At 70.8% G+C, this 22,922-nt stretch carries 24 protein-coding genes and 1 pseudogene; 10 read left to right on the top strand and 15 right to left on the bottom strand.

What is annotated here, in order from left to right:
- Positions 1–41 precede the first annotated feature (41 nt).
- Positions 42–3,410: a lectin gene (locus ACFZDJ_RS44595; RefSeq protein ID WP_391067973.1), complete on the top strand. Its 3,369-nt coding sequence runs from the start codon at positions 42–44 to the stop codon at positions 3,408–3,410.
- Positions 3,411–3,511: 101 nt separating this feature from the next.
- Here the strand turns inward: ACFZDJ_RS44595 and ACFZDJ_RS44590 are convergent.
- The 5 genes and pseudogenes from ACFZDJ_RS44590 to ACFZDJ_RS44570 all read right to left on the bottom strand — a co-directional run.
- Positions 3,512–3,601: pseudogene (locus ACFZDJ_RS44590) on the bottom strand (short-chain dehydrogenase); the annotation flags it as partial.
- Positions 3,602–3,604: 3 nt separating this feature from the next.
- On the bottom strand, positions 3,605–4,720 hold the full coding sequence (locus ACFZDJ_RS44585; protein ID WP_391067970.1) for an LLM class flavin-dependent oxidoreductase: 1,116 nt from the start codon (positions 4,718–4,720) through the stop codon (positions 3,605–3,607).
- The gene (locus tag ACFZDJ_RS44580; RefSeq protein WP_391067967.1) at positions 4,720–5,250 is read right to left on the bottom strand and encodes an SRPBCC family protein; all 531 of its coding nucleotides are present in this window, start codon (positions 5,248–5,250) and stop codon (positions 4,720–4,722) included. Before ACFZDJ_RS44580 ends, ACFZDJ_RS44585 begins: the two co-directional genes overlap by 1 nt.
- A gap of 432 nt (positions 5,251–5,682) precedes the next feature.
- Entirely contained in the window at positions 5,683–6,132 is a 450-nt protein-coding gene (locus ACFZDJ_RS44575; protein WP_391067964.1) for a winged helix-turn-helix transcriptional regulator, read from the bottom strand.
- A 276-nt stretch (positions 6,133–6,408) separates the two neighbouring features.
- Positions 6,409–6,891 carry a VOC family protein gene (locus ACFZDJ_RS44570; protein WP_390933184.1) on the bottom strand — a complete coding sequence of 161 codons (483 nt, stop codon included), beginning with the start codon at positions 6,889–6,891 and terminating at the stop codon, positions 6,409–6,411.
- A gap of 158 nt (positions 6,892–7,049) precedes the next feature.
- Between ACFZDJ_RS44570 and ACFZDJ_RS44565 the strand changes: the two genes are divergently transcribed.
- From ACFZDJ_RS44565 to ACFZDJ_RS44555, 3 genes are all read left to right on the top strand, one after another.
- Entirely contained in the window at positions 7,050–8,276 is a 1,227-nt protein-coding gene (locus ACFZDJ_RS44565; protein ID WP_391067961.1) for an alpha/beta fold hydrolase, read from the top strand.
- 194 nt (positions 8,277–8,470) lie between these two features.
- Positions 8,471–9,124 (top strand): ATP-dependent Clp protease proteolytic subunit, encoded by a 654-nt coding sequence (locus ACFZDJ_RS44560; RefSeq protein WP_390933186.1) that lies wholly within the window; start codon positions 8,471–8,473, stop codon positions 9,122–9,124.
- A gap of 1 nt (position 9,125) precedes the next feature.
- Positions 9,126–9,728: a ClpP family protease gene (locus ACFZDJ_RS44555; protein WP_054233833.1), complete on the top strand. Its 603-nt coding sequence runs from the start codon at positions 9,126–9,128 to the stop codon at positions 9,726–9,728.
- A 148-nt stretch (positions 9,729–9,876) separates the two neighbouring features.
- Here the strand turns inward: ACFZDJ_RS44555 and ACFZDJ_RS44550 are convergent, their stop codons facing one another.
- The gene (locus ACFZDJ_RS44550; protein ID WP_390933187.1) at positions 9,877–10,359 is read right to left on the bottom strand and encodes a helix-turn-helix domain-containing protein; all 483 of its coding nucleotides are present in this window, start codon (positions 10,357–10,359) and stop codon (positions 9,877–9,879) included.
- 87 nt (positions 10,360–10,446) lie between these two features.
- Positions 10,447–10,968, bottom strand: coding sequence for a DinB family protein (locus tag ACFZDJ_RS44545; protein WP_168516917.1), 522 nt, complete (start codon positions 10,966–10,968; stop codon positions 10,447–10,449).
- A gap of 278 nt (positions 10,969–11,246) precedes the next feature.
- Here ACFZDJ_RS44545 and ACFZDJ_RS44540 point away from each other — a divergent pair, with 278 nt between their 5' ends.
- Positions 11,247–11,474, top strand: coding sequence for a DUF5133 domain-containing protein (locus ACFZDJ_RS44540; protein ID WP_391067958.1), 228 nt, complete (start codon positions 11,247–11,249; stop codon positions 11,472–11,474).
- Positions 11,475–11,583: 109 nt separating this feature from the next.
- Here the strand turns inward: ACFZDJ_RS44540 and ACFZDJ_RS44535 are convergent, their stop codons facing one another.
- The 5 genes from ACFZDJ_RS44535 to ACFZDJ_RS44515 all read right to left on the bottom strand — a co-directional run bounded on the left by ACFZDJ_RS44535 (position 11,584) and on the right by ACFZDJ_RS44515 (position 17,028).
- Positions 11,584–12,927: a diacylglycerol kinase family protein gene (locus ACFZDJ_RS44535; RefSeq protein ID WP_391067956.1), complete on the bottom strand. Its 1,344-nt coding sequence runs from the start codon at positions 12,925–12,927 to the stop codon at positions 11,584–11,586.
- Positions 12,928–13,140: 213 nt separating this feature from the next.
- Complete coding sequence (locus ACFZDJ_RS44530) at positions 13,141–13,584, bottom strand: response regulator (RefSeq protein WP_391067953.1); 444 nt, start codon at positions 13,582–13,584, stop codon at positions 13,141–13,143.
- Positions 13,581–15,272 carry an ATP-binding protein gene (locus tag ACFZDJ_RS44525; protein WP_391067950.1) on the bottom strand — a complete coding sequence of 564 codons (1,692 nt, stop codon included), beginning with the start codon at positions 15,270–15,272 and terminating at the stop codon, positions 13,581–13,583. Before ACFZDJ_RS44525 ends, ACFZDJ_RS44530 begins: the two co-directional genes overlap by 4 nt.
- Positions 15,269–16,507: a SpoIIE family protein phosphatase gene (locus ACFZDJ_RS44520; protein WP_391067947.1), complete on the bottom strand. Its 1,239-nt coding sequence runs from the start codon at positions 16,505–16,507 to the stop codon at positions 15,269–15,271. Before ACFZDJ_RS44520 ends, ACFZDJ_RS44525 begins: the two co-directional genes overlap by 4 nt.
- Positions 16,508–16,575: 68 nt before the next feature.
- Positions 16,576–17,028, bottom strand: coding sequence for an ATP-binding protein (locus ACFZDJ_RS44515; RefSeq protein WP_391067944.1), 453 nt, complete (start codon positions 17,026–17,028; stop codon positions 16,576–16,578).
- Positions 17,029–17,263: 235 nt separating this feature from the next.
- Here ACFZDJ_RS44515 and ACFZDJ_RS44510 point away from each other — a divergent pair, with 235 nt between their 5' ends.
- Positions 17,264–17,791, top strand: a complete 528-nt coding sequence (locus ACFZDJ_RS44510; RefSeq protein ID WP_391067941.1) for a MarR family transcriptional regulator — start codon at positions 17,264–17,266, stop codon at positions 17,789–17,791.
- A gap of 7 nt (positions 17,792–17,798) precedes the next feature.
- Here the strand turns inward: ACFZDJ_RS44510 and ACFZDJ_RS44505 are convergent, their stop codons facing one another.
- Positions 17,799–18,128: an STAS domain-containing protein gene (locus tag ACFZDJ_RS44505; RefSeq protein WP_168505613.1), complete on the bottom strand. Its 330-nt coding sequence runs from the start codon at positions 18,126–18,128 to the stop codon at positions 17,799–17,801.
- Between the two features lie 274 nt (positions 18,129–18,402).
- Positions 18,403–18,915 (bottom strand): MarR family winged helix-turn-helix transcriptional regulator, encoded by a 513-nt coding sequence (locus ACFZDJ_RS44500; RefSeq protein ID WP_168505615.1) that lies wholly within the window; start codon positions 18,913–18,915, stop codon positions 18,403–18,405.
- Positions 18,916–19,041: 126 nt separating this feature from the next.
- Here ACFZDJ_RS44500 and ACFZDJ_RS44495 point away from each other — a divergent pair, with 126 nt between their 5' ends.
- From ACFZDJ_RS44495 to ACFZDJ_RS44480, 4 genes are all read left to right on the top strand, one after another.
- Positions 19,042–20,223 (top strand): SpoIIE family protein phosphatase, encoded by a 1,182-nt coding sequence (locus ACFZDJ_RS44495; RefSeq protein WP_391067937.1) that lies wholly within the window; start codon positions 19,042–19,044, stop codon positions 20,221–20,223.
- A gap of 126 nt (positions 20,224–20,349) precedes the next feature.
- On the top strand, positions 20,350–20,496 hold the full coding sequence (locus ACFZDJ_RS44490; RefSeq protein ID WP_390933199.1) for a hypothetical protein: 147 nt from the start codon (positions 20,350–20,352) through the stop codon (positions 20,494–20,496).
- Positions 20,493–21,089 carry a PRC-barrel domain-containing protein gene (locus ACFZDJ_RS44485; RefSeq protein WP_391067934.1) on the top strand — a complete coding sequence of 199 codons (597 nt, stop codon included), beginning with the start codon at positions 20,493–20,495 and terminating at the stop codon, positions 21,087–21,089. Before ACFZDJ_RS44490 ends, ACFZDJ_RS44485 begins: the two co-directional genes overlap by 4 nt.
- On the top strand, positions 21,086–21,508 hold the full coding sequence (locus ACFZDJ_RS44480) for a PRC-barrel domain-containing protein (protein WP_391067932.1): 423 nt from the start codon (positions 21,086–21,088) through the stop codon (positions 21,506–21,508). The genes ACFZDJ_RS44485 and ACFZDJ_RS44480 overlap by 4 nt, the downstream gene beginning before the upstream one ends.
- Before the next feature lie 6 nt (positions 21,509–21,514).
- Here ACFZDJ_RS44480 and ACFZDJ_RS44475 read toward each other — a convergent pair whose 3' ends face one another.
- The gene (locus tag ACFZDJ_RS44475; RefSeq protein WP_391067929.1) at positions 21,515–22,798 is read right to left on the bottom strand and encodes a DUF6777 domain-containing protein; all 1,284 of its coding nucleotides are present in this window, start codon (positions 22,796–22,798) and stop codon (positions 21,515–21,517) included.
- Between the last annotated feature and the right edge of the window lie 124 nt (positions 22,799–22,922).

Below are 22,922 nucleotides of genomic sequence, written 5' to 3'. Positions count from 1 at the left end.
CGATGGTCAGACCTCGACGTTCAACGGCGCCACATGACCGAATGAGATTCCGCCAACGCCTGGCGGTGGTGTCCGTCCTGGGCATCGCCGTACTCCCACTCCCGGCGATCGGGGGCGCCCATGCCGCGACGCCGGCCCTGGTGACGGACCCCGCGTCCCTCGTCAACCCCCTCATCGGCACCTCCGGTGCGGTGGACACCTTTCCCGGCCCCGACATGCCCGCCGGCATGGTGCAGTGGGGTCCCGACACGACGCCCGACCGCCCCTCCGGCGGCGGCTACGAGTACAACGACAACAAGATCTCCGGCTTCAGCCTCACCCATGTCTCGGGTCCCGGCTGCGGCGTCGCGGGCGACCTGCCCGTCCTGCCGGTGACCGGAGCGTTGTCGGGCAAGCTCGGCGACACGTCCGTCGGCTTCAGCCACGACGACGAGCAGGCGGGTATCGGGTACTACAAAGTCACCGACGCGAACGGGGTGAAGACCCAGCTGACCGACACCACCCGTGCGGGGCTGGGCACCTTCACCTTCCCCGCGGGCCAGCAGGCGAACCTGCTGTTCAAGCTCAGTGGGGGTGCCACGCAGGTGGACGGAACCCGAGTCCAGGTGGTGAACAAGAAGGAGATCAGCGGCTCGATCGACAGCGGTCACTTCTGCGGCGCGAACAACAGGTACACGCTGCACTTCGACATCAAGTTCGATCGGCCGTTCACCGCGAGCGGCACCTGGGTCGGCAGCACCATCAACCCCAGCGCGACGTCGCTGAAGGCGGGCAGGGCGCAGCAGAACCTGCAGACGCACCCGTCGAAACCGCTCAAGGAGAGGCACTTCACCGTTCCCGCGGCGCCCTCCCCGACCGTGCACGGGAGCGGCACCACATCCTCGAGCACGCCGTCCCCGGCGCCCAGCGCCGATGCGGGGTCCGGGGCGTCCACCACGAACAAGGCTGCCGTCGAGCCCCCCACGACAGGCGCGAACGGCATGTACCTGACCTTCGACACCTCCTCGACCCCGACGGTGAGCGCGAAGGTCGGCATCTCGTACACGAATGACGCCAACGCCGCGGACAACCTCACATCCGAGATCAAGAACTGGAACCTCGGCGCCGTCGAGCAGGCGAACCACGACGCCTGGAACGCGGTACTGAACAAGATCCGGACCGGCGGCGGGTCCTCGGACCAGCAGGTGCAGTTCTACACGGCGCTCTACCACGCGCTGCTGCACCCCAACGTCTTCTCGGACGACAACGGCCAGTACATGGGCATGGACAACCAGGTCCACAAGCTGGCAAAGGGCCAGCAGGCCCAGTACGCCAACTACTCGGGCTGGGACACCTACCGCTCCCAGACCCAGCTGATGGCGATGGTCGAGCCCAAGGTCACCAGCGACGTCGTCACCTCGATGCTCAACGGCTACGACCAGACGGGCCTGCTGCCCAAGTGGGCCTCGAACAACGGCGAGAGCTATGTGATGGTCGGCGACCCAGCCGCCGGCATCATCGCCGACGCGTACGCCTTCGGCGCCCGGAGCTTCGACACCGACAAGGCGCTCGCCGCCCTGCAGCACGAGGCCACCGCCCCGAACAACGACCGCCCCGGCGAGTCGGTGCGGGACACGAAGGGCTACCTCCCGCTGGACGAGAACGACTACGGCTGCTGCAACTTCTACGGCCCGGTCTCCACGCAGCTGGAGTACGACTCCGCCGACTACGCCGTCGCCGCCTTCGCGAAGTCGCTGGGCAAGACGGCCGTGTACGAGAAGTTCGCCACTCGCGCCCAGGACTGGATGAACGTCTTCAACCCGCAGACCGGCTACGCCCAGGGCAAGAACAAGGACGGCCAGTTCGCGACCGGTTTCACCCCCGGCACCTCCAACGGCTTCGTGGAGGGCACCTCGGCCCAGTACACGCCGATGGTCCCGTTCAACCTGCAGCAGCTCATCCAGGCGCGCGGCGGTGCCCAGGCGTACTCGTCCTTCCTGGACAGCCTGCTCGACAACATCACGCGCCCCGGCAACACCGACGCCGACCTGAGCAACGAGCCCAGCGTGGAGATCCCCTGGGAGTACGACTACACGGGCCAGCCGTGGAAGACCCAGGCGGCTGTCCGCAAGGCCCAGCAGAACCTGTACTTCAACGCTCCGGTCGGCTCGTTCGGCAACGACGATCTCGGCGCGATGAGCTCCTGGTACGTCTGGTCCGAGCTCGGCATGTACCCGGAGACCCCGGGCACGGACACCCTGGCGCTCGGCAGCCCGGCGTTCCCGGTGGCCAAGGTGACCTTCGGCAACGGCAAGTCGGTGCAGATCAACGCGCCGCAGGCCGCGCCCGACGCGCCGTACGTGCAGTCGCTCGACGTCAAGGGCAAGGAGTGGAACACCTCCTGGCTGACGTACCAGCAATTGGCGGGCGCGGGCACGGTCGACTTCACACTCGGCACCGAGCCCGACAAGTCCTGGGCGTCCGACCCGTCGGCGGCACCGCCGTCGGACACCACGGGCGGCGACCGGGTACTGGCGGCGACCGGCCCCTCCAGCGACGGCCTGGTGCTCCAGCCGAGCGCGTCCGGTGACGGCACGCTCGACCTGACCAACCTCGGCAGCAAGGCCGTCACGGTCGACTGGAAGGCGACGGCGCCCTCAGGCGTCACGCTGGACACGGCCTCCGGCTCGGTGGCGGTGCCCGCTTCGGGCAGCGCCGAGGCGAAGGTCCACGTGACGGCGGGCGCGGACGAGGGAACCTTCCCGGTCACCTTCGCGCTGACCGACCACAGCACCGGTACGGCCGTGAGCGGGGCCACCCTCCGCGTGGCGGTGGCCAAGGCCGGTGCGCTGTGGCCGTACGACACCAACGAGGGCATCTACCCCGACGGCGCCGGCTACTCGGGCGGCTTCGACGGCGGCGGTTGGGCGTTCTCGCAGAACGCGCTGTCGGCGGCGGGTGTCACGAGCGGGTCCACCGTCACGGTCGACGGCGTCTCCTACACCTGGCCGACGGTGACGTCCGGTCAGCTGGACAACCTGGAGATGGCCGGCCAGACCATCCCGATGCCGGCCGGCACGTCGGGTGCGTCGCTGGGCCTGCTGGGCACGGCGGCCAACGCGCCGACCGACGGCAGCGGGGTCTCGGGCACGGTGACCGTCACCTACACCGACGGCACCACCTCCCAGTCGACCGTCGGCTTCTCGGACTGGACACTGAACGGCGGGTCGAGCAAGCCGCTCGCGGGTGACACGACGGCCGTCACGACGGCCTACCGGAACACCGGGAGCGGAGGCCGGGACAACGTGAAGACCTACGTCTTCGCCACGAAGGTCCCGCTCGACGCGTCCAAGCAGGTGGCGTCGATCACGCTGCCGGTGACGGGCTCGACGGGCACCGACCACCTGTTCGCCTACGGCTTCGGCCAGTAAGAGCTCGGCACGCGCTGACGAAGACGGGCCGGTTCCCGAGCTCATGCCCGGGAACCGGCCCCACGCGGGCGCAGCCCCGCCCGGTGCACCACTCGAGCAGGTAATAACGCCACGAACGCCGGCGTGACATGCAACGGTCCGTAGAAGTCGGTCTCGAACTCGCGGCGCACGTCTTGATCGAGTACCGGGGAGAGCTACTCGCCCGCTTTCTGCCGCGGCCGTGCCCTGTCCTCGCCCTCGCCCTCGCCCTCGTCCTCGTCCTCGTCCTCGATGGCGCGTACGAGATCGATGGCGCGGCCCAGGGTGGTGAGGCGGGCTTCCAGGGTGTCCCCTGCCGGATAGAAGCGGACGGTGTCCACAGCGGCGTCGCGCCAGATCCGCAAGCGGTCGCGGACCATCTGCTCGGTGCCGATGAGGGTGGTACCCAGCACCATGTCGTCGGTGACCAGATCGGCGGCACCCTCACGGTCGCCGGACTGCCAGCGTTCGCGCACAGCCGTCGCGACATCGGCCCAGCCCTGACGGCTGTAGGCGTCGTTGTAGAAGTTGGTGCTTCCGGAACCCATCCCGCCGAGGCTGAAGGCGAGGTCCTTCTTACGGGGGGCGATGAGCGCGCGCAGATGTTCCTCGTCTTCGGCGAAGTTGACCTCCGCACCCTGGCAGATGTCCAACTCGGTGCGGGAGCGGCCGGCCGCCGCCAGGCCGGCGTCGAGGTGGTCGAAGTAGGCTTCCTTGGCGCCTTCGGGGACGAAACTCGTGCCCAGCCAGCCGTCCGCGACTTCACCGGTGAGGTGAAGCATCTTCGGGGAAAGCGTGGCGAGGTAGATGGGGATGTCGTGCTCGGCGCGCGTGGAGAGGCGCATGGGCTTGCCCTCGCCACCGGGCAGCGGGATCTGGAACTCCCGCCCCGAGTAGGTGATCTTCTCGCCTGTCGTGGCCTGCCGGATGATCTCCACTGTCTCCCGCATCCGCGACAGCGGGCGGGCGAACGGCACGCCGTGCAGGCCCTCGATGACCTGCGGCCCGGAAGGGCCGAGTCCGAGCAGGAAGCGTCCCTGGGAGATCTGGGAGAGCGTGATCGCGGTGCGGGCGATCACTACGGGGCTACGGGTGGCGAGCTGGATGATGCCGGAGCCGAGCAGGAGGCGATGGGTGCGGGCGGCGAGGTAGCCAAGCGGCGAGGGGGCGTCGGAGCCCCATGCCTCAGCCACCCAGCAGATGTCCATGCCGAGCTTCTCGGCCTCGGTGACGAAGTCGACCGTCTCCTGCCACGAGCCGCCGGAGGCTTCGATGGTGGTCGCCGTGCGCATCAGACACCCGTCCTTCCGGTGGTTCCCGCCTCGGCGCGCTGTTTGATTGCCGTCAAGGTGCTGGTGATGCCGGTCTCGAACTCGCGCATCCGCACGAAGACGATCTTCTGCTCCTTCTCCGGCATCCGGTCGATCGCGAACGACAGCCCCGAGCGGCCGGGTCCCATCCGCATCCACTGACTCAGCTGCGTACCGCCGTTGCGTGACTGGAGGGAAAACCGCCACAGCGCGGTGGGCCGGTCGGGGTCCTCCACGGCCCAGGCGAACACCCGGAGCGGTTCGTACTCCACGATGTACGAAGTCGTCTCCCACTCGCCGAGGGCGTCGTGCTTGCTGTGGCCGATGAACCGGGCGCCCAGCGCTGGGCCTGAGCACCCGTCCTGCCACCGCACTGACTGCAGCTCGGCACTCATGCCGGGCATCAGCTCGACATCTGACACCAGTGCCCACACCCGCTCCGGGGGAGCGTCGATCCAGGTGTCCACCTCGACCGTCGGTGTATCCGCATACCGTGCGCCTGTCCACTCCATCTGCCGCTCAGCCTCCCTGCTGTTGTGCCCCTGACCTTGAGAGTTTCGTAGATAGACTTACGTGTCAAGGATCGCCCGCATCGAGTGGTGCCACATCCAGGTCGAACAGCGGCGCTGCCCCGGGCAGCGCACGGCCGAGGCCCTCCTCGGCGGGCAGGAGCCGGACGCCTCCGCGGCCGCCTTCAAACTGCTGTGGAGCCGTTGCGCGGCAAGGGGTCGCCCTGGCCCAGTCGCCGGCCAAACGACTGAACACCACCGTGCTAAAGGGCTACGGGCCGAGCGAATCCAGCCCGACACTCACCGGCATTCCCGTCGACCGGCCCGACATCGACCGCGAAGAAACCTGCGCGGGCCCCGGGCGACCGACGCCCCGCATGAGAATGCGGATCGTTCTGGCGCCCGCGTCTCACCCGCAGGGTAGGCGCCGTCGAGTCATGGCGTGAACCGGTGCCGGATGTCCGGACGCTCCGCCAGGTGCGGCGGGTACCCGGGGCCCATCCGCGGATGCGTGTCCGCCGCGGTCATGGGTTCCTTGCATGCACCGCACACGACTTCCGGCTCGCCCTGGTGTCCGCAGCGGTCGTGGTGAAAGACGACGGGAGCCCCCTGCTCGCCGGCCAGCCACCGGTTGCCCCAGCCGTTCATGGCCGCCAGCACGCCGAAGAAGTCACGCCCCATCTCGGTGAGGACATAGTCGTAGCGCACCGGGTCGTGTTGGTAGGAGCGCTTCTCCATGAGGCCCTCGTCGACCAGGCGTCGCAGCCGGTCCGCCAGGGTGTTCCGCGCGATCCCGAGCTCCTGCTGGAACTCGTCAAAACGCTTGATTCCGTAGAACGCCTCACGCAGCACGAGAGGAGTCCACCAGTCTCCAAGCAAGTCCATGGTGCGCGCGATGGAGCAGGGCCAGTTCGCGAACGAAGTCCTTCTCATCCCCCCAGCATATGAGAGTCGCGAAAAGAGACCCAGCAGCTGAGTGGGGGAGCGAAAGCCCAGGCACCGAATCCGGGGCGTGGCCGCCGGAGCGCCCGGCGTGCGTACCTGGTGCGACCCTGCGGCTACTACGGGAGAAGCGCGTACCCGGCGCTGCACAGCGGCGGCCGACTCGCCTGATCCCCGCCCGGGGCGAGGACGCGGGCCGGCCGTCGTGCCGGCGGTCCGCTACTCGCCCGCGTACGCCTTCTCCAAGGCCGCGATGTCCAGCTTGGACATCTTGTACATCGCCTGGGCCGTCCGGGCCGCCTTCTCGGTGTCCGGGTCACTGATCAGTTCGATGAGCCTGCTCGGGACGACCTGCCAGGACAGGCCGTACTTGTCCTTGACCCAGCCGCAGGGGCCTGCCTCGCCGCCGTCCTCGACGAACTTGTTCCAGTAGTGGTCCACCTCCTCCTGGTCGTCGCAGTGGATCTGGAACGAGATGGCCTCGTCGAACGTGAACTGCGGGCCGCCGTTCAGCGCGACGAACTTCTGTCCGTTGGCCACGAAGTCGACGGCCATCACGGAACCGGCGGTGCCGTGCTCGGACTCGGAGAAGCGGGCGATCCTGCCGAGCCGGGAGTTCTTGAAGATCGAGACGTAGTAGTGCGCGGCCTCCTCGGCCTGACCGTCGAACCACAGACACGTGGTGAATCCGTCGGCGGACATACGTACCTCCTGCGGCGGGAAATGTTTCGTCACCTCTGTCGACCGATCGTCGTCCCAAAACTCATCGACGTCGCGCGGGAATCCTTTCGCCGCGGGACGATGGCGGCCGACCGCGTCATTCCTCGCGCCCTCCAAGGAGCGCTATAGCATGCGCGGACATGACTTCCTCCGCTGATTCCTCCACGCCTTCCGCCGTCTCGGACAGCGCGCGCATCGAGCCGTTCCGTATCGACTTCCCGCAGAGCGACCTCGACGACCTGCACCGACGACTCGATCGCACCCGCTGGCCCGACGAACTGCCGGGGGTCAGCTGGGCCTACGGCGTCCCGCGGGAGTACCTGCGCGAACTCGTACGGTACTGGCGGCACGACTACGACTGGCAGGCGGCGCAGGCGCGGTTGAACGCATGGCCGCAGTTCACGACGGAAATCGACGGCGCGCGGATTCACTTCGCGCACCTCCGTTCCCCGGAACCGGACGCGACCCCGCTGGTCATCACGCACGGCTGGCCCGGCTCGATCGTCGAATTCACCGACGTCGTCGGCCCGTTGACGGATCCGCGCGCACACGGCGGCGATCCGGCCGACGCGTTCCATCTCGTCGTACCGAGCATTCCCGGGTTCGGGTTGTCCGGGCCCACCCGGGACACCGGCTGGGAGTTCCAACGGGTGGCCGCCGCCTTCGCCGAGCTCATGACACGGCTCGGGTACGAGCGGTTCGGCGCCCAGGGCGGCGACTGGGGCGGGGCCATCTCCCGGGAGCTGGGCCGGGCGTTCCCCGAGCGGCTCATCGGTGTCCACCTGAACCTGCTGCCCGGATCGTCAGCGGCCACCGAACCGACTCCTGAGGAACTGGCCGCGCTGAGCCCCGAGGAGCGCGAGCGCGCGCTGCTGTCGTGGCGGCGCGGTGTGGAATGGCGCCGCGAGGAGGCCGGGTACGCCGAACTCCAGGGCACCCGGCCACAGACCCTGGCCTACGCGCTGACGGACTCCCCCGTCGGTCAACTCGCCTGGATCGCCGAGAAGTTCAAGGCGTGGACGGCTGCGAAGGACCGTCCCGAGGAAGCCGTCGACCGGGACCTGATGCTGACCAACGTGATGCTGTACTGGCTGACCGGTACGGCGGGGTCCTCGGCCCGCATCTACTACGAGCGGGCGCACGCGAACTACTGGGGCACACCGCCCGAGCCGTCGACCGCGCCGACCGCGCTGGCCGTCTTCCCGCACGAGCCCCTCGTACCGCTGCGACACATCGCGGACCGTACGAACAACATCGTGCGGTGGACGGAGTTCGACCGCGGCGGACACTTCGCCGCGGCGGAGGAGCCCGAGCTGCTCGTCGGGGATGTGCGGTCCTTCTTCCGGGACCTGCGCACCGACGCCTGAGCACTGCTCGGACACCTGGGCCCCGGTCCCCCGCCGGGGCCGCCGGTGACGTCGGTGCGCGCCGGTGACGGCAACCCCGTGTCCCCTCTGCTCGTGGCGAATCTGCTGCGGGCCGAGAAAGCTGATCCGAGAGGGCCTTCGGTCCGAGAGTGGAGAGCGCGGCGACGACAGCCGCGCCACGACGAGGAGGACCGATGACTCCACTCATCACCGGCCGGTACCCGGCCCACGCACCGCGCGCCGAGGAGGGCGACACCCCCGCGACCCGCTTCGACGACCATCTGGCCGCGCAGCTGCTCGCGCAGCGGATCGTCCTGCTCGGCACCCAGGTCGACGAGGTGTCCGCGAACCGGGTCTGCGCCCAGCTGCTCGTGCTGTCGGCGGAGGACCCGCGCACCGACATCAGCCTGTACATCAACAGCCCGGGCGGATCGGTGACCGCGGGGCTCGCGATCTACGACACCATGCGGCTGATCCCCAACGACGTCTCGACCCTCGCCATGGGATTCGCCGCAAGCATGGGACAGTTCCTGCTCAGCGTCGGCACGCGAGGCAAGCGTTACGCGCTGCCCAACGCGCGGATCATGATGCACCAGCCGTCGGCGGGCATCGGCGGCACCACCGCCGACATCGAGATCCAGGCGCAGAACCTGGAGTTCACGAAGAAGGCCATCGAGCGGATCACCGCGGAGCACACCGGCCAGAGCGAGGAGACGATCTCCCGGGACGGCGACCGCGACCGCTGGTTCACGGCCGAACAGGCCAAGGAGTACGGCATGGTGGACCGGGTCGTGGAGTCGCTCGACGACGTCCGCCCGGCCGCGTCACGGCGACGGATGGGGCTCTGACATGGGTACGTACACGATTCCGAACGTCGTCGAGCGGACCCCGCAGGGCGAGCGGTCCTACGACGTCTTCAGTCGGCTGCTGTCCGAGCGGATCATCTTTCTCGGTACCGAGATCGACGACGGGGTCGCCAACGTCGTCATCGCGCAACTCCTCCATCTGGAGTCGTCGAACCCGGAGAGCGAGATCGCGATCTACATCAACTCGCCCGGTGGGTCGTTCACTTCGCTCATGGCGATCTACGACACGATGACGTTCGTACAGGCGCCCATCTCGACGTTCTGCGTCGGCCAGGCGGCCTCCACGGCGGCGGTGCTGCTGGCCGGCGGCGATCCCGGGCGGCGGTTCGTGCTGGAGCACGCGCGTGTACTGCTCGGCCAGCCCGCGAGCGGCGGCCGGCAGGGAACGGTGTCCGACCTCGCCCTCCAGGCCAAGGAGATGCTCCGTATCCGCGCCCAGGTCGAGGAGGTCCTCTCCCGGCACACGCACCACGACGTGCCGACCCTGCGCGCGGACATGGACCGCGACAAGGTGTTCACCGCACAGGAGGCCGTGGCATACGGGCTCGCGGACGAGGTGCTCAGCCGCCGACTCGCGACGGTCTGACACCGGGCCACCGCCAGGGCCGCGTCTGCGGCATGGTCCGCCGGACAGTCCCTGGCCGGTCGGCCCGGTCAGGCGGCGAGGCACATGCCGTCTGGCCGGTCGGCCCGGTCAGGCGGCGAGGCACATGCCGTCTGGCCGGTCGGCCCGGTCAGGCGGCGAGGCACATGCCGTCGTGGTGCGAGGCCGACGGGGTGCGGCGGCGGGCGGGCCGCACCTGGGCGAGGCGGGTGAGTTCGCCCTGGGCCAGTGACAGCAGATCGGTGAGCCCGAGGCCCAGGGCGCGCGCGGCGGCCGCGAGAACTTCGGAGGAGGCCTCCTTGCGGCCGCGCTCCAGCTCCGAGAGGTACGGCATCGAGATCCGGGCCGCGTCGGCCACGTCCTTGAGCGTCCGCTCCTGCGCGAGCCGCTCGCGCCGCAGGACGTCACCCACCAGGTCGCGCCACAGCGGCTCCCTGCTCCTGGGCGCCGGTGGCGTCTGCCGGGGCGCGAGGGCCGGGCGGGGCCGCTGGGGCGCGTCGGCCACGGGGGCGGCGGGGCCGGTGGGACGGGTCGCCGGGTCGAGGGCCGGAGCCGGTGCGGTCGCCGGGCGGAGGGGAATGACGCGGGCTTCGTTCGGCGCGTAGTTGCTCACCCCTTCAGCCTAGAAGCCCCGACCCGCTGGGAAAGGGATCGGCTCGGCATTCCGCTCTCGGGGGAATCAAGGCGCGTCACCCGCCCGTCACTGCCCGACCCGCCCGTCGATCCGCTCGCGCAGGAAGTCAGCGTGGCCGTTGTGCCGGGCGTACTCCTCGATCAGGTGGACCAGCACCTCCCGCAGCGCGATCGGCTCGTCGTCGTGGGTGCCGGTGATGTCGAGGTCGCGGGCCTCGTCCACGAACCGCTCGGCGAAGGCCACCTCGGAGCGCCAGGTGTGCCAGGCATCCGCCACCACCTCGGGGTCCGGCACCGCGCCGTTGAAGTCGCCGTCCGGGTCGCCGTCCGAGCGGTAGTGCCGCGGCGCGTCCTGGCCGGCCAGCACCCCGCGGAACCAGGCCTGTTCGACCCCCGCCAGATGACGCACCAGCCCGAGCAACGACATGTTCGAGGGCTCGACGGAACGCCGGGCCATCGCCTCGGCGTCCAGGCCCGCGCACTTCATCTCCAACGTCAGCCGCTGGTCGCGCAGATACCCGACGAGCGTGTCCCGCTCCCCCACGAACCCCCCGTCGGAGCGCGGATCGTCGTCCGGGTGCACGAACATGTCCCACCAGCCGAAGGTCCGTTCGGACGGGGTGTTCCCGGACTGGGGAGGCTGGGGAGGCTGGGGAAGTGTGGTGTCGGCCATGTCTACGAGCATCGGCGCGCCGACCGGGATCCGCCACCGGTTTTCCGCCTGACCGAATCGGTGTCAAGTCGTCGGCGATGCACGGCGGTCGGCACGGAACCCGGCCCGCGTACATCGGGAGGAACCGGGTAGCCGGGACCAGAAACGATCACCGGCAGGACCGACCTGTCGGCTCACCCCACCGGAGGACCCCTGTGCTGATGGCCCACCCCGCGGTACTGCGCAACCTCGTCGAGCAGTACGTCGCGCTGCGCACGCTCCACGCCGAGAACGGCGGTACGGAAGTCCGGCGGCGCATGGACGACGTGGCCTACACGCTGTGCGTCTCGACCGGTACGAGGGATGTGGACGCGGCGCTCGTCGCGGCCCGCCACCGGCTGCCCGGAGCCCGCACGATGGACGACTCCGTCCTCGCCACCTGACCCGAGGCACGGGCCTGGTGTCCGAGAAACCCTGGTGTCCGAGCTCAGTGAGCGATCTGGACCCGGTCGCGCGGGCCCGAGAGCGAGCCCGCCCGACCCTTCAGCCCCTTCAGCGCAGCCACTGGTCCTTCTCCGTGGGCCGGTACAGCGTCACGGCCCGTGTCAGCTTGTCGAGCACCAGCCTCGGCTCCGCGACCCGGGTCACTTCGCCGTCGTACGAGAACCGCGGGTCGCCGTGCAGCACTTCGAGCCGCAGGCCGCGCACCTGCGCCGTGGTGAGGACCCGGCTGTTGTGCAGGGTGCCGGTCAGGACGGCGAGCAGCAGCCGGGTCCTGGCCAGCGGGGTGCCGGCGTCGACGGCACGGACGTCGAGCAGTCCGTCGTCGAGTTGGGTGCGGTAGGTGGGGGCGAATCCGGCGGGGTGGTAGATGCCGTTGCCCGCGAAGAGGAGCCACAGTCGCTTGGGGCGGCCGTTGACCGAGACGGTCACGGGGCTGCCCTTGGCGAGGACCCTGGCCAGTCCGACCACCAGCGCCGGCCACTTCCCGATCCGCTGCTCCAGCTTCTCCCGGGCCCCCACCAGGTCCGAGTAGACGCCGAGGCTGAAGGTGTTGAGGAACACCTGCTCCGGTCCGCCGGGGGCACGGGCGCGCCCGAGGTCCGTGACGACCGCGTCACCCGCCTGCACGGCTCGTACGACGTCCTCCAGCGTCTGGTTGCCGAGGTCGACGGCAAAGTGGTTGAAGGTGCCGCCGGGGAAGACCGCGAGCGGCAGACCGAGCCGGGCGGCGATCTCCGTCGCGGCGTTGATCGTGCCGTCTCCGCCGCAGGCGCCGAGGGCGCCGCCCTCGTCCTTGGCCCGCCGGGCGGCCTGTTCCAGGAGTTCCACCAGGTCCTGGTCCTCCTGCGGCACCGTGATCTCGGCCTTGGGCAGCGCGTCGCGCAGATACGCGCTCGCGTCGGGGGTGTCGGCGCCCCACGAGAGCCCCGAGGACGGGTTGACCACGATGTGAAGTCGGGCGCCCCCGGGCAGCGCGGGAGCGGGCCGCCGCGGGGGTGCCGCCGCGGCCGCCGCCTCCGGTTTGACGGGCCACCAGCGGGCGGTCAGCGCGGCGGCGCCGACGCCGATCGCGACGCCCACGGCGACATCGCCCGGACGCCGGTCCCCCGAGCGCGTGCGGGCCACGGTCAGTGCGGCCGCGCCGGGCACCGCGAACAGGCCGTACCGGGGCGCTTCGAGCAGGACACCGGCGGCGAACGCGGCGGCCGACGCGACTCGGCCGGCCGCGTCGAGCGGCTGTGCCTTGCGGGCCGCCGGGCGCGCCAGTACGCGGGTCACGGCCGAGGCGATGGCGACGGTGCCGATGCCGCGCAGCGCGGCCCGGCGCGCGGTCCGGTTCCCTGCCGCGCCGAGGGCCGCGGCGGCGGCGCCCCACACGAGTCCACCGGCCACGGTCCGCCGCCATCCGGAGGGCCCGGCCGGTCCCATGGCCGCCCCGCCCGGTCGCCACGGCGTGCCGCCGCTTGTCCGTCGCCCCGCCCCACGCCTTCTCATCACAGGCCCGCCCTCGCGTCTCGACAACAGATCTCCTGGTCGGCAAGGTTGTGCCGCCGTTGTCCTTGTTCCCCGAGTTCGCGCATTCATGGACCCCGGCCGGGGCGGCGGTCAGGTGGTCTTGGGCAGCTTCACCACGGTGACGAAGAAGTCGTCGATCTGGCGGACGGCGGAGATGAACTGGTCGAGGTCGACCGGCTTGGTCACATAGGCGTTCGCGTGCAGTTTGTAGCTGCGCAGGATGTCCTCCTCGGCGGAGGAGGTGGTGAGGACGACGACGGGGATGTGGGCCAGTTCGTCGTCGGATTTGATCCGCTCCAGGACCTGGCGCCCGTCGTACTTGGGCAGGTTGAGGTCGAGCAGGATCAGGTCGGGGCGCGGGGCCCCGGTGTGCTGGTTGGTGCGGTAGAGGAAGTCGAGGGCCTCCTCGCCGTCGCGTACCACGTGCAGGGTGTTGCGGATCTTGTTGTCCTCGAACGCCTCGCGGGTCATCAGCTCGTCGCCGGGGTCGTCCTCGACGAGCAGGACCTGGATGGGTTCGACGGGGGTGGTCACGTGTGTGCTCCTTCGGGCGGGCGCGCTGCCTCCTCGGACCCGAGGTCGGGTTCCGGTCGCGCCATGGGCAGGGTGAAGGACACGCGCGTGCCCGCACCGGCGGTGCCGTCCAGGGTGATGGCACCGCCGTGATGTTCGACGATCTTGCGGCACACGGCAAGGCCGATCCCCGTGCCCTCGTACTCGTCGCGGCCGTGCAGCCGCTGGAAGATGACGAAGACCTTCTCCCTGAACTCGGGTTCGATGCCTATGCCGTTGTCCTGCACGACCAGCCGCCACTGTCCGTCCTCCGGCTCCGCCTCGCAGCGGACGGCGATCTCGGGCGCCCGGTCGGGGTGGCGGAACTTCACGGCGTTGCCGATCAGGTTCTGCCAGAGCATGGTGAGGGTGGTGGCGTCGCCCGTCACGGTGGGCAGCGGCCCCTCGCGCAGGACACGCGCACCCGTCTCCTCCAGGACCACGCTGAGGTTGCCGAGTGCCCGGTCCAGTACGTCGTCGAGTGCGACGGGGACCTGCGCCTCGCCGACGCGGCCGACGCGGGAGAAGGTCAGCAGGTCGTTGATGAGGATCTGCATGCGTTTGGCGCCGTCGACGGCGAAGTCGATGTACTGCTTGGCCCGGTCGTCCAGTTGGTCGCCGTACCGTTTCTCCAGGAGCTGGCAGAAGGACGCGACCTTGCGCAGGGGTTCCTGCAGATCGTGCGAGGCGACGTAGGCGAACTGCTCCAGCTCCGCGTTCGAGCGCTTCAGTTCCAGGGTCTGGGCGTCGAGCTCCTCGGCCTGGCGCTCCAGGAGGACCTCGCGGGCCTGGGAGGCGGAGAGTTCCTCGACGATGCGGCGGCGCATCTCCTCGACGGCCCGGGCCACCCTCTCCAGGTCGCGCGGCCCGTCGAGCCGGATCCTGCGCTCGAACGCGCCGCCGCTGACGTTCACCGAAGCCGCTTCCAGGACCCGCAGGGGACGCCCCACGATCCGGTGCAGCAGCAGGGTCAGCGCGACGCCGCTCGCCAGGAAGGCGGCGAGCATGCCGAGGAAGAGGAGGTTGCGGGACCGACGGCTGTCGTCGGCCAAGGCGCGGGTCCGGTCGCGCAGCTGCTGGATGTCCTTCTGCAGGGTGGCGAGTTGACCCCGGATCGCGTCGAATCTGGCCTTGCTCGCCTCCAGGGAGGGGGCTTTGGCGCCGCCGGGCGTGCGGGCCGCCTTGATCAGCGGCTCGGCGTAGTCGTGGCGCCAGGAGTCGCTGAGGCGCTCGGCCGCCTTCAGGTCCGCGGCGATCCGGGAGTGGTCGGCGAGTTGCGTCGCCAGGCGGGCCTCGAAGGTCTTCTCGTCCCGAGCTCCCGACGCGTACGGATCGAGGAAGCTGGAGTCCCTGCTCAGTACGTAGCCTCGTACGCCCGTCTCCTGGTCCACCAGCGAGGTCTCCAGCTGGTAGGCGGTGGCACGGGCCGGCTGGATGCGGTCGGTGAGCAGATCGGTGCGGTCGTCGGCGCGGGCCTGGAGGACCCCGCCGGACACGGCGAAGACGATCACCAGCAGCACGTTGGCGGCCAGCACCACATGGATCCAGCCCTGCACGGTCAGCCGGGCGACGCGTGTGGGCTTTCCGTTCCCGGGGGCGTTCGGCGTGGGGTCCGGTCCCGGGGCGTTCGGCGTAGGGTCCGGTCCCGGGGCGTTCGGCGTACGGGTCATGACATTCCGTCCGTCGCCAGGTGCAGGACGGCCACGTCGTCGGCGAGTCCGCCGTGGGAGGCGGTCAGCGCGGCGACGTCCTCGACCACCGCGTCGACGAACGGCCGCCCGCGCAGGGCCTGGTGTTTCCTCGCCACCGCGAGCAGTCCTTCCTCTCCGAGCCGCCGGGCCGGGGCCACGACGCCCTCGAAGAGACCGTCGGTGAACAGCGTCACGGCGCTGATGTCGTGCGCGGGCAGCTCGGTCTCCGGCCAGTGGGCCCGGCTCGGAAGCAGTCCGAGCGCGGGGCCCGGGGCCGGCTCCAACAGCTCGATGCCGCGCGAGGTGCTCACGAGCAGTCCCGGGTGTCCGGCCCGGATCACGCTCATACGGCTGCGGTCCTTGGCGATCCGCAGGACGGTGAGGGTGGCGAAGATGTAGTCCGCGGCGCGCTCGGCGCCGATGATCTCCTCCAGAAGCTCGAGTTGGCGCGTGCCCACGCATCCGGAGAGCACGGCGGCCCGCCAGGCCACCCGCAGACAGACGCCGAGCGCGGCCTCCGCCGCGCCGTGGCCGGAGACGTCCCCGATCACCGCGTGCACGGTGCCGTCCTCGGTCTCGACGACGTCGAAGAAGTCGCCGCCGAGCAGGGCGTGGTCCCGTCCCGGGCTGTAGCGCGAGGCCACCTGGCAACCGGCGCCCCGCATCAGGGGCGTGGGCAGCAGTCCACGCTCCAGGCGCGCGTTCTCCCGGGCCAGCAGCCGGCTCGCCTGGAGCTCTGCGCCCGAACGCTCCACCTGCTTGCGTTGCAGGGCGTAGCGGACCGCGCGGCTGAGCGCCTCGGCGTCCAGGCCGTCCTTGGCGAGGAAGTCCTGCGCTCCTTCGGCCACCGCGGCGAGCCCGGCCTCGTTCTCGGCGACTCCGGTGAGCACCACGACGGCCGCGTCGGGCGCGGCGTCACGCACCAGCCGGACCGCGCCGAGTCCGTGGGTGTCGGGCAGATGCAGGTCCAGCAGGACGCACACGGAGTACGGCGAGGCATCGAGGAAGACACGTGCCTCGGCGAGGGACTTGCACCAGGTGACCTCCATCGGCAGTCCGCTGTCGGCCAGCACCTCCCGCACCAGCAGCGCGTCTCCGGCGTCGTCCTCGACCAGCAGCAGTGCCGCGGTGGCGTCCAGGGCCCAGCGGGGATCCGAACTCCCCTGCCGGGGCACCGCGCCTCGTTCACCTGTCCGCGGCAGGCGATCCGCCACGCTCGCCCCCCTTGGGTGACCCACGTCGACCATGGTCGGCTGTGAGCCTACTGGTACGTCGCTCCGGGTCAACGGCGCAGGGCGAGCCGGGCCTTGACGCACTTTCCGACCGGTACCCGCCCGACGGTCACCTCCGTCGCGAGCGCGTGCACGATCTCCAGGCCGTGCCGCCCCACGCGTTCGGGATCCCGTGGATAGCGCCGGGGCAGGGCGGCGCTGCTGTCGTACACGATGACGGTCACGGAGGTGTCGGTTCCCTCCAGTTCCAGGATGTACGGCCCGTGGCTGTGCCGGTCCGCGTTGGTGACCAGCTCGCTGACGACCAGCAGGAGGTCGCCGGTGGCCCGTGCGCCGATCTCGGCACACCACTCCGAACGGAGCTGTTCGAGGAACAGCTCGGCGAAGTGGCGCGCTTCGGCGATGCACCCCGGCTCGCCGGTGTAGTGCGCCGCCCGCCGAAGCGGTTCCACGGGCACGTCGAAGCCAGTCGGTATCACCGCTCCGTCCAAGCGCTCGGTCATGTGGTTCTCTTTCGGATGCCGGTACGTCGGGACATTCCGCGTCCGGACGCTGCTGCTGCAGAAGTGCTCGTACCCCGTACAGCCCTCCACAGTCACCCCGATGTTCCCTCGTCCCGGTGGCTTGCGCACACGATTCCCACAAGGGAACGGTGTCATCCCGACGCGGCCGGGCAGGGCCACCGGGCGAGGCATGACCGGTCACCGACTTCTCGGTGCGAGCAAGGGGCGCGGACGGATGGACGGACAGGACCCCGAAGTACGGGACGACATACCGCCCCGGGAACGGGACAACGCCCTGCTCCAGGCCGCCGACCGGCTCGCCGCCGCGGCCGAGATCCTGGTCTCCGTGTCGGCGCGTACGGCGGTCGCGGTCGACAGCAGACTGTCGCCGCCGCTGCTGCGCGCCCTGACCCTGGTGGGCACGGATCCCGGTCTGACGCTCGCGGCACTCGCCGAGCGGGCGCAGATCAGCCGCTCCCGGGCGAGCCGGGTGTGCGACACGCTCGAAGAAGCCGGACTGCTGGCCCGTTCGCCGCGCACCGAGGACCGCAGGGGCGTCGGCCTGAGTCTGACCGGCCGCGGGCGCTCCGCCCTCGACCGGGTGCGGGAACAGCGCACCGCCTGGATCAAGGACGCCCTGCTGCGCATGCCCGAAGCCGATCTGAGCGGGCTGCTGGCCGCGCTGCGCTCGCTCGGCCCGTCCCTGGCCCAGGGGCATCCGGACCATGCGGAGACGCCCGGGCCGGCCGATCGGTCCGCCTGACGCGCCCTCAGACCGCATCGGCCTCCAGCGCCTCCCCCACAGTGGGGAAGACCGGCAGCAGGTCCGAGATGCCGGTGATGCCCAGCACCCGCTCCACGAAGGGTGAGAGAGCGGCCAGCCGGAGCCGCGGGCCGAGCACCCCGTGGGCCCGTAGGACGACGTTGATCGTGGTCGAGTCCAGGAAGGTCACCGCGGCCAGGTCGAGGACCACCGCACCCGGGCAGGCCCGGCCCGCCGCCGCGAGGGCCTCGTCGAGCTCGCCCGCGTTGTCGAGATCCATCTCGCCGCGGACCGCGATCACGGTCGACCGACCGGCCTCGCGCGTGGACAGCGACATGGCCGCCTGACCTGGACTTCGGCCTGAATGCACAGCGATCCCTCGAAATGTCGTCGAATCCACGGAGAGTGGGGTAACCGCATGGGGACGGTGCGCCACAACGCCGCGATGGAGCGGTGTCAGGCCCTACCGTAGCCGATCGTTGTCATTTGACAACAATTGCCGTCAGGCAACAATCTGGTCCCCCTGCGATCCCAAGTCCGGCGACCCGTGGGCCGGTTGTCGCAGTGATGGGGTCGCAGTGACGGGTCGCACCGAAGGGACGCAGATGGAGCTAACCGGTACCGGTCGCATGCCCGGGCGCCCGGCCGGACCGGCCGGAGCGCTCTTCGAGCTGGTCCAGCGCGGTCGCCCGGAACGCTTCGAGGCCTTCGGTGAGCCGGGCGACGTCCGCCGAGGACATCTGCTCCAGCACGGCCCGCACCTCGCGCGCGCGGTGGTCCCGGAGTTCGCTCAGCACCTGCTCGCCGAGCGGGCTGAGGCCGACCTCGACCTCGCGCCGGCTCGTCGAGCTCGGCACTCTGCGGATCAGGCCGACTGCCTCCATCCGGTCACACAGACGGCTGACCGAGGAGGGACGCGAGGCCAGGGCGTCACCGAGCGAGCGAAGATTCATGGACCCGCCCTGCTCGATCACGATCAGGGCCCGTAGCTGAGAGGGCGGCACCGGTCCGGACGGCGCGGACTCCTGCCCTCGACCCCACAGGAGTTCGAGGAGCTCCGAGACGGCGTCGAGCGTGTGCGCGGCTTCGTCTCGGGAGACGGGTGGACGGATCGAGCGAGGCACCGATCCACCTTGTCATCTCCTGAAGGCCATTACCAGCCGCGCCGGTCCACCGGAGCCCTCGGAACAGACCACTGCGACCACGCAGACCCACTCGCACGACAACCGCACGAGAAAGTCATCACGACCGTGACCTCTGTGAACGACGTCGACAGAGCCCTGCGCGCGGCCCCGCCGCACGCACTGCTCGACACCCTGCGCCCCTTTCTGACGGATGTCTGGGGGGCGATCGACGCCGACCTGCTGCTGGCGGACTACGGGATGACCGTGCTCCAGCCGGTCGAGGAGCCCGGCGACCCCGCGCGTGCCGTGTCCCTGCACAACAGCCCCGAAAGCCGGGCCTTCGGCAGTCAGGAGCCGTACGAGGAGCGCCCCCGGAACGGCGAGCGGACGCGTCTGCATCTGCCGGTCTCCGCCCGGGGCGAGCGCCTGGGCATCCTCACCCTCCTGCTGCCTCCGGGGCCCGTGGACCCCGCGGTGACCGACGAACTGATGCAGGTCGCCGATCTGCTGGGCCACGCGATCGTCGTGGCCGAACGGGACACCGACGTCTACCGGCAGGCCCGGCGGGTCGGCCGGCTGACGCTGGCCGCCGAAATGCAGTGGGAGCTGCTCCCGGGCCGGGCCTGTGCCCGCGAGGAGTTCGCCGTCGGCGCCCAGCTGGAGCCCGCGTACGCGGTGCGCGGGGACAACTTCGACTGGTCCTCGGACGCGCACCGGCTCACCCTGTCGATCATCAACGGGATGGGGGACGGCATCCACGCGTCCTTGCTGACCCATCTGGTCGTCGGCGCCCTGCGCAACGCCCGCCGCGCCGGGCTCCCGGTCGCCGACCAGGCCAGACTCGCCGACCAGGCCCTGTACGCGCAGCACCACGGCGACCAGCACGTGTCGGCGCTGCTGCTCTCCTTCGACCTCGCCACCGGCAGCGCGCTCGCGGTGGACGCGGGCTCGCCCCGGATGTGGCGCCGACGGGGTACGGCCGTGGAGCGGATCGAGCTGGAGGCGCAGCTGCCGCTCGGCATGTTCGAGGAGTCCGACTACGTGGCGCAGGAGTTCGGCGTCCTGCCCGGTGACCGGCTCCTGGTGGTGAGCGACGGTGTGTACGACGCCCTGTCCCCGCTGGGCGAGGTCTTCGGGGAGCGGGCGCTGGCCCGTGCCGTGTCGGCCACCGCCCTGCTGCCCGCGGCCGACGTACCGCGCGCCGTCCTCGACGAGCTGGCCCGCTACCGCGTCACCGAGCCGCTGGACGACGCGCTGATCGTGTGTCTCGACTGGTCCGGCAGACCGGTCGGCACGCCGTCCGGCTGACACCGCGACCGGGTCCAGCCGCCGAAATGGCGGTGGCCACGGTGCATTCCCCGGTCCGCTCGGGGCACCCGGACCGGGCGGAATCCGGCCGACGGCGGCCGGGGCCCGAAGGCCCGGAGGTGGACGGTGGACTGGTGGATGTGGCTGGTCGTCGTGGTCGCGGCCCTGGTGCTGCTGGGAGTGGCGACGGTCTGGGTGCAGACGAGCAGACGGTCGGGGACCGTCATCGCCGTGCGGCGCGGGCACCGGTTCGGGAAGCGGGAGGTGCGATGAGCGAGTTGATGTCCGCGCGCGACCTCGGTGGCCGACCGGTGGTCACCCTGGGCGGTGAGGCGGTGGCGCGGGTCAAGGACACCGTCTTCGACGGGCCCGCGGGACGTGTCACCGGCTTCACGCTCAACGGCCGGGGGCTGCTCGCGGGCCCGTTGAAGAAGAGCCTGCCGTGGAGCGCGGTCCACTCACTGGGCCGCGACGCCGTCATGATCCTCGGCCGGGAGGTCCTCGCCGAACCGGCCGCGGTGATCGCTCGGGACGAGGCGGCGCACGGCCGGGTGCTGGGCGCCAGGGTGCTCACGGACGGGGGCACGGAGATCGGGACCGTGCTGGACCTCGTCGTCCAGGCCGGTATCAGCGGGCGCGTGGTGGGGTTCCGGATCGCCGCCCGCCAGTCCCTGGAGTCCGGATCGAAGCGCCGCCGCCGCAAGGTGTACGTCCCCCGGGGCGAGACGCTCGCCGTGTCGGGACAGGCACTCGTCATCCCCGCGGACGCGGCCCGCTTCGTCGCGGACGACCTGGCCGGTTTCGCCGCCCAGGTCGAGGCGTTCCGGCTCCGGGACACCGCTGACCGGACGGAACCCACACCGTGACGCTGTTCACCCGGATCCGCGGCCTGCCGGTCATCACGCTCGGCGAGGCGAACGAGCTCGGCGTCGTCAAGTCCCTCACGATCGATGTCGCATCGGGGCTGGTCGGCCAGGTGCGGCTGTCGCCGGCCCGGGGTCGCAGGGAGATCGCGATCGACTGGAGCGCCTTGCACGTGATCGGCCCGGACGCCGTCCTCGTCCGGTCGGACACCGCCCTGGACACCGCCCCTCCCCCGGCGCCCGCGGAAGTCCTGGGCATCCGGGTCCTGACCGAGGACGGGGACGAACGCGGCACCGTACGGGACATCGCCTTCCACCCGGTCACCGGCCGCGTCGAGAAGATGTGCACGGCCCTGGGCGACATCCCGGGCGACCGGCTGATCGGGCTCGGGGAGTACGCCCTGGTCGTACGGACCGACTGAGTCGCCTCAGTACCCAGGAGGCGTCAAAGCCGAGTCCGGAACGCCGTAGGACGACGAGGTGTCCGCCGTCGTGGCGCCCGCACTCGCCGTGGCGTCGGTGGTCGCGTCGGAGGACGTGAGGCCGGAGTACGGCACCGACTCCGATGCCGTCGTGGGAGGTTCGGAGGAGGGGTGATCCGGATCCGATGGCGCAGAGCCGGGCGGAGACGATACATCGGCCGCCGGCGCATCGGACGACGCCGACCAGGACGGAGACTTCGGTGACGCCGACGACATGCTCACCGCGGGGGACGGCTTCGCCGGAGGGTACGTCCTCTCGTCCCGGCGGCCGTCGGTGTCGCCCCGGTGACGGCCGACCCATTCGTCGCGGTGGGGGTCGTAGATGACGAAGACGTCGATGGTGGTCTTGGCGGGCACGACGACCACCACGTTCTGCGACCGGTACGAGGCCCAGGTGTCACCCGTCCGCCTGGGCACGGTCTGCTGCGCGACCGCCGGTGTCAACGGGTTCCCGCAGGCACAGCGCACGCGCGGCACCCCGTGGCCGTCGACGAGGACCGCAGTGCCCGTCTGGAGCACCGCCTGGTAGCTGGTGGCCGCGCCGCCCCGGTAGCCGTGGTTGGTGACGCGGGTGTCCATCCGCAGCTGTACGGGGGTGAGCGAGCGCAGGTAGGCGGGGACCGCGGTGGGCTGGACGCCCTCCACGGAGGCGAACGCCTTGTTCTTCGCCGGTTCCGCCTGGAGCGCCTCGATCTGCTTCTCCCCATCGCAACTCGCGGTGTTGCGGGTGCCGCCGTAGAGCCCAGGCGCGGAACCCGACACGCCGCGCGTCACATTGGCGGACTCCGGCATGTTCGCCGCGGGTGTCACCGGCGCGATGGAACTGTCCTTCGCCGTCGACCGCGTGAACGGGTCGGGACCCGGTTTGTTCGCGGCCTGCAGGAACAACTCACCGCCCGACGCCGTGCCGGACGTGCCGCCCGAGCGGGTGAGGACGACACCGAGCACCACCCCGGCCACCACGACCCCGGTGATCAACGCCATCCGCGGCGCCGACCTCCACCAGGGGTGGTCCGGGCCGCCGCCATGACCGGGCGGGCCGCCGGGACCGCCGCCTCCGGAACCGCCCGCGCCCGGCGGTCCGGGCGGCGGACCGCTCGGCGGTGGCGCGAGCGGGCGGCCGATCCCCTGGGTCGGAGCGTGGTCGGAGGCACCCGGCCGGGGAGAGCCCGACAGCGGGCCCGACGGGGGTCCGGTGGGCCGGTCGGGGAACGACGGGTCGACGCTCACGAACTCTTCTTCCGGGCGTAGGGATCTCGCGGCGTTTCACGCGTTATATGCCGGTTCATTCCGCAGCGAGCCCATTGTGTGCTCCGGTCGGGTGTCTCCCGCAAGCTGACGCGGTCGGCCCTCC

It is taken from the genome of Streptomyces sp. NPDC007896 (assembly GCF_042959425.1).
Classification (GTDB): Bacteria; Actinomycetota; Actinomycetes; order Streptomycetales; family Streptomycetaceae; genus Streptomyces.
The sequence above is the reverse complement of the archived record's forward strand: the minus strand, read 5'-3'. Positions and strand labels throughout refer to the sequence as shown.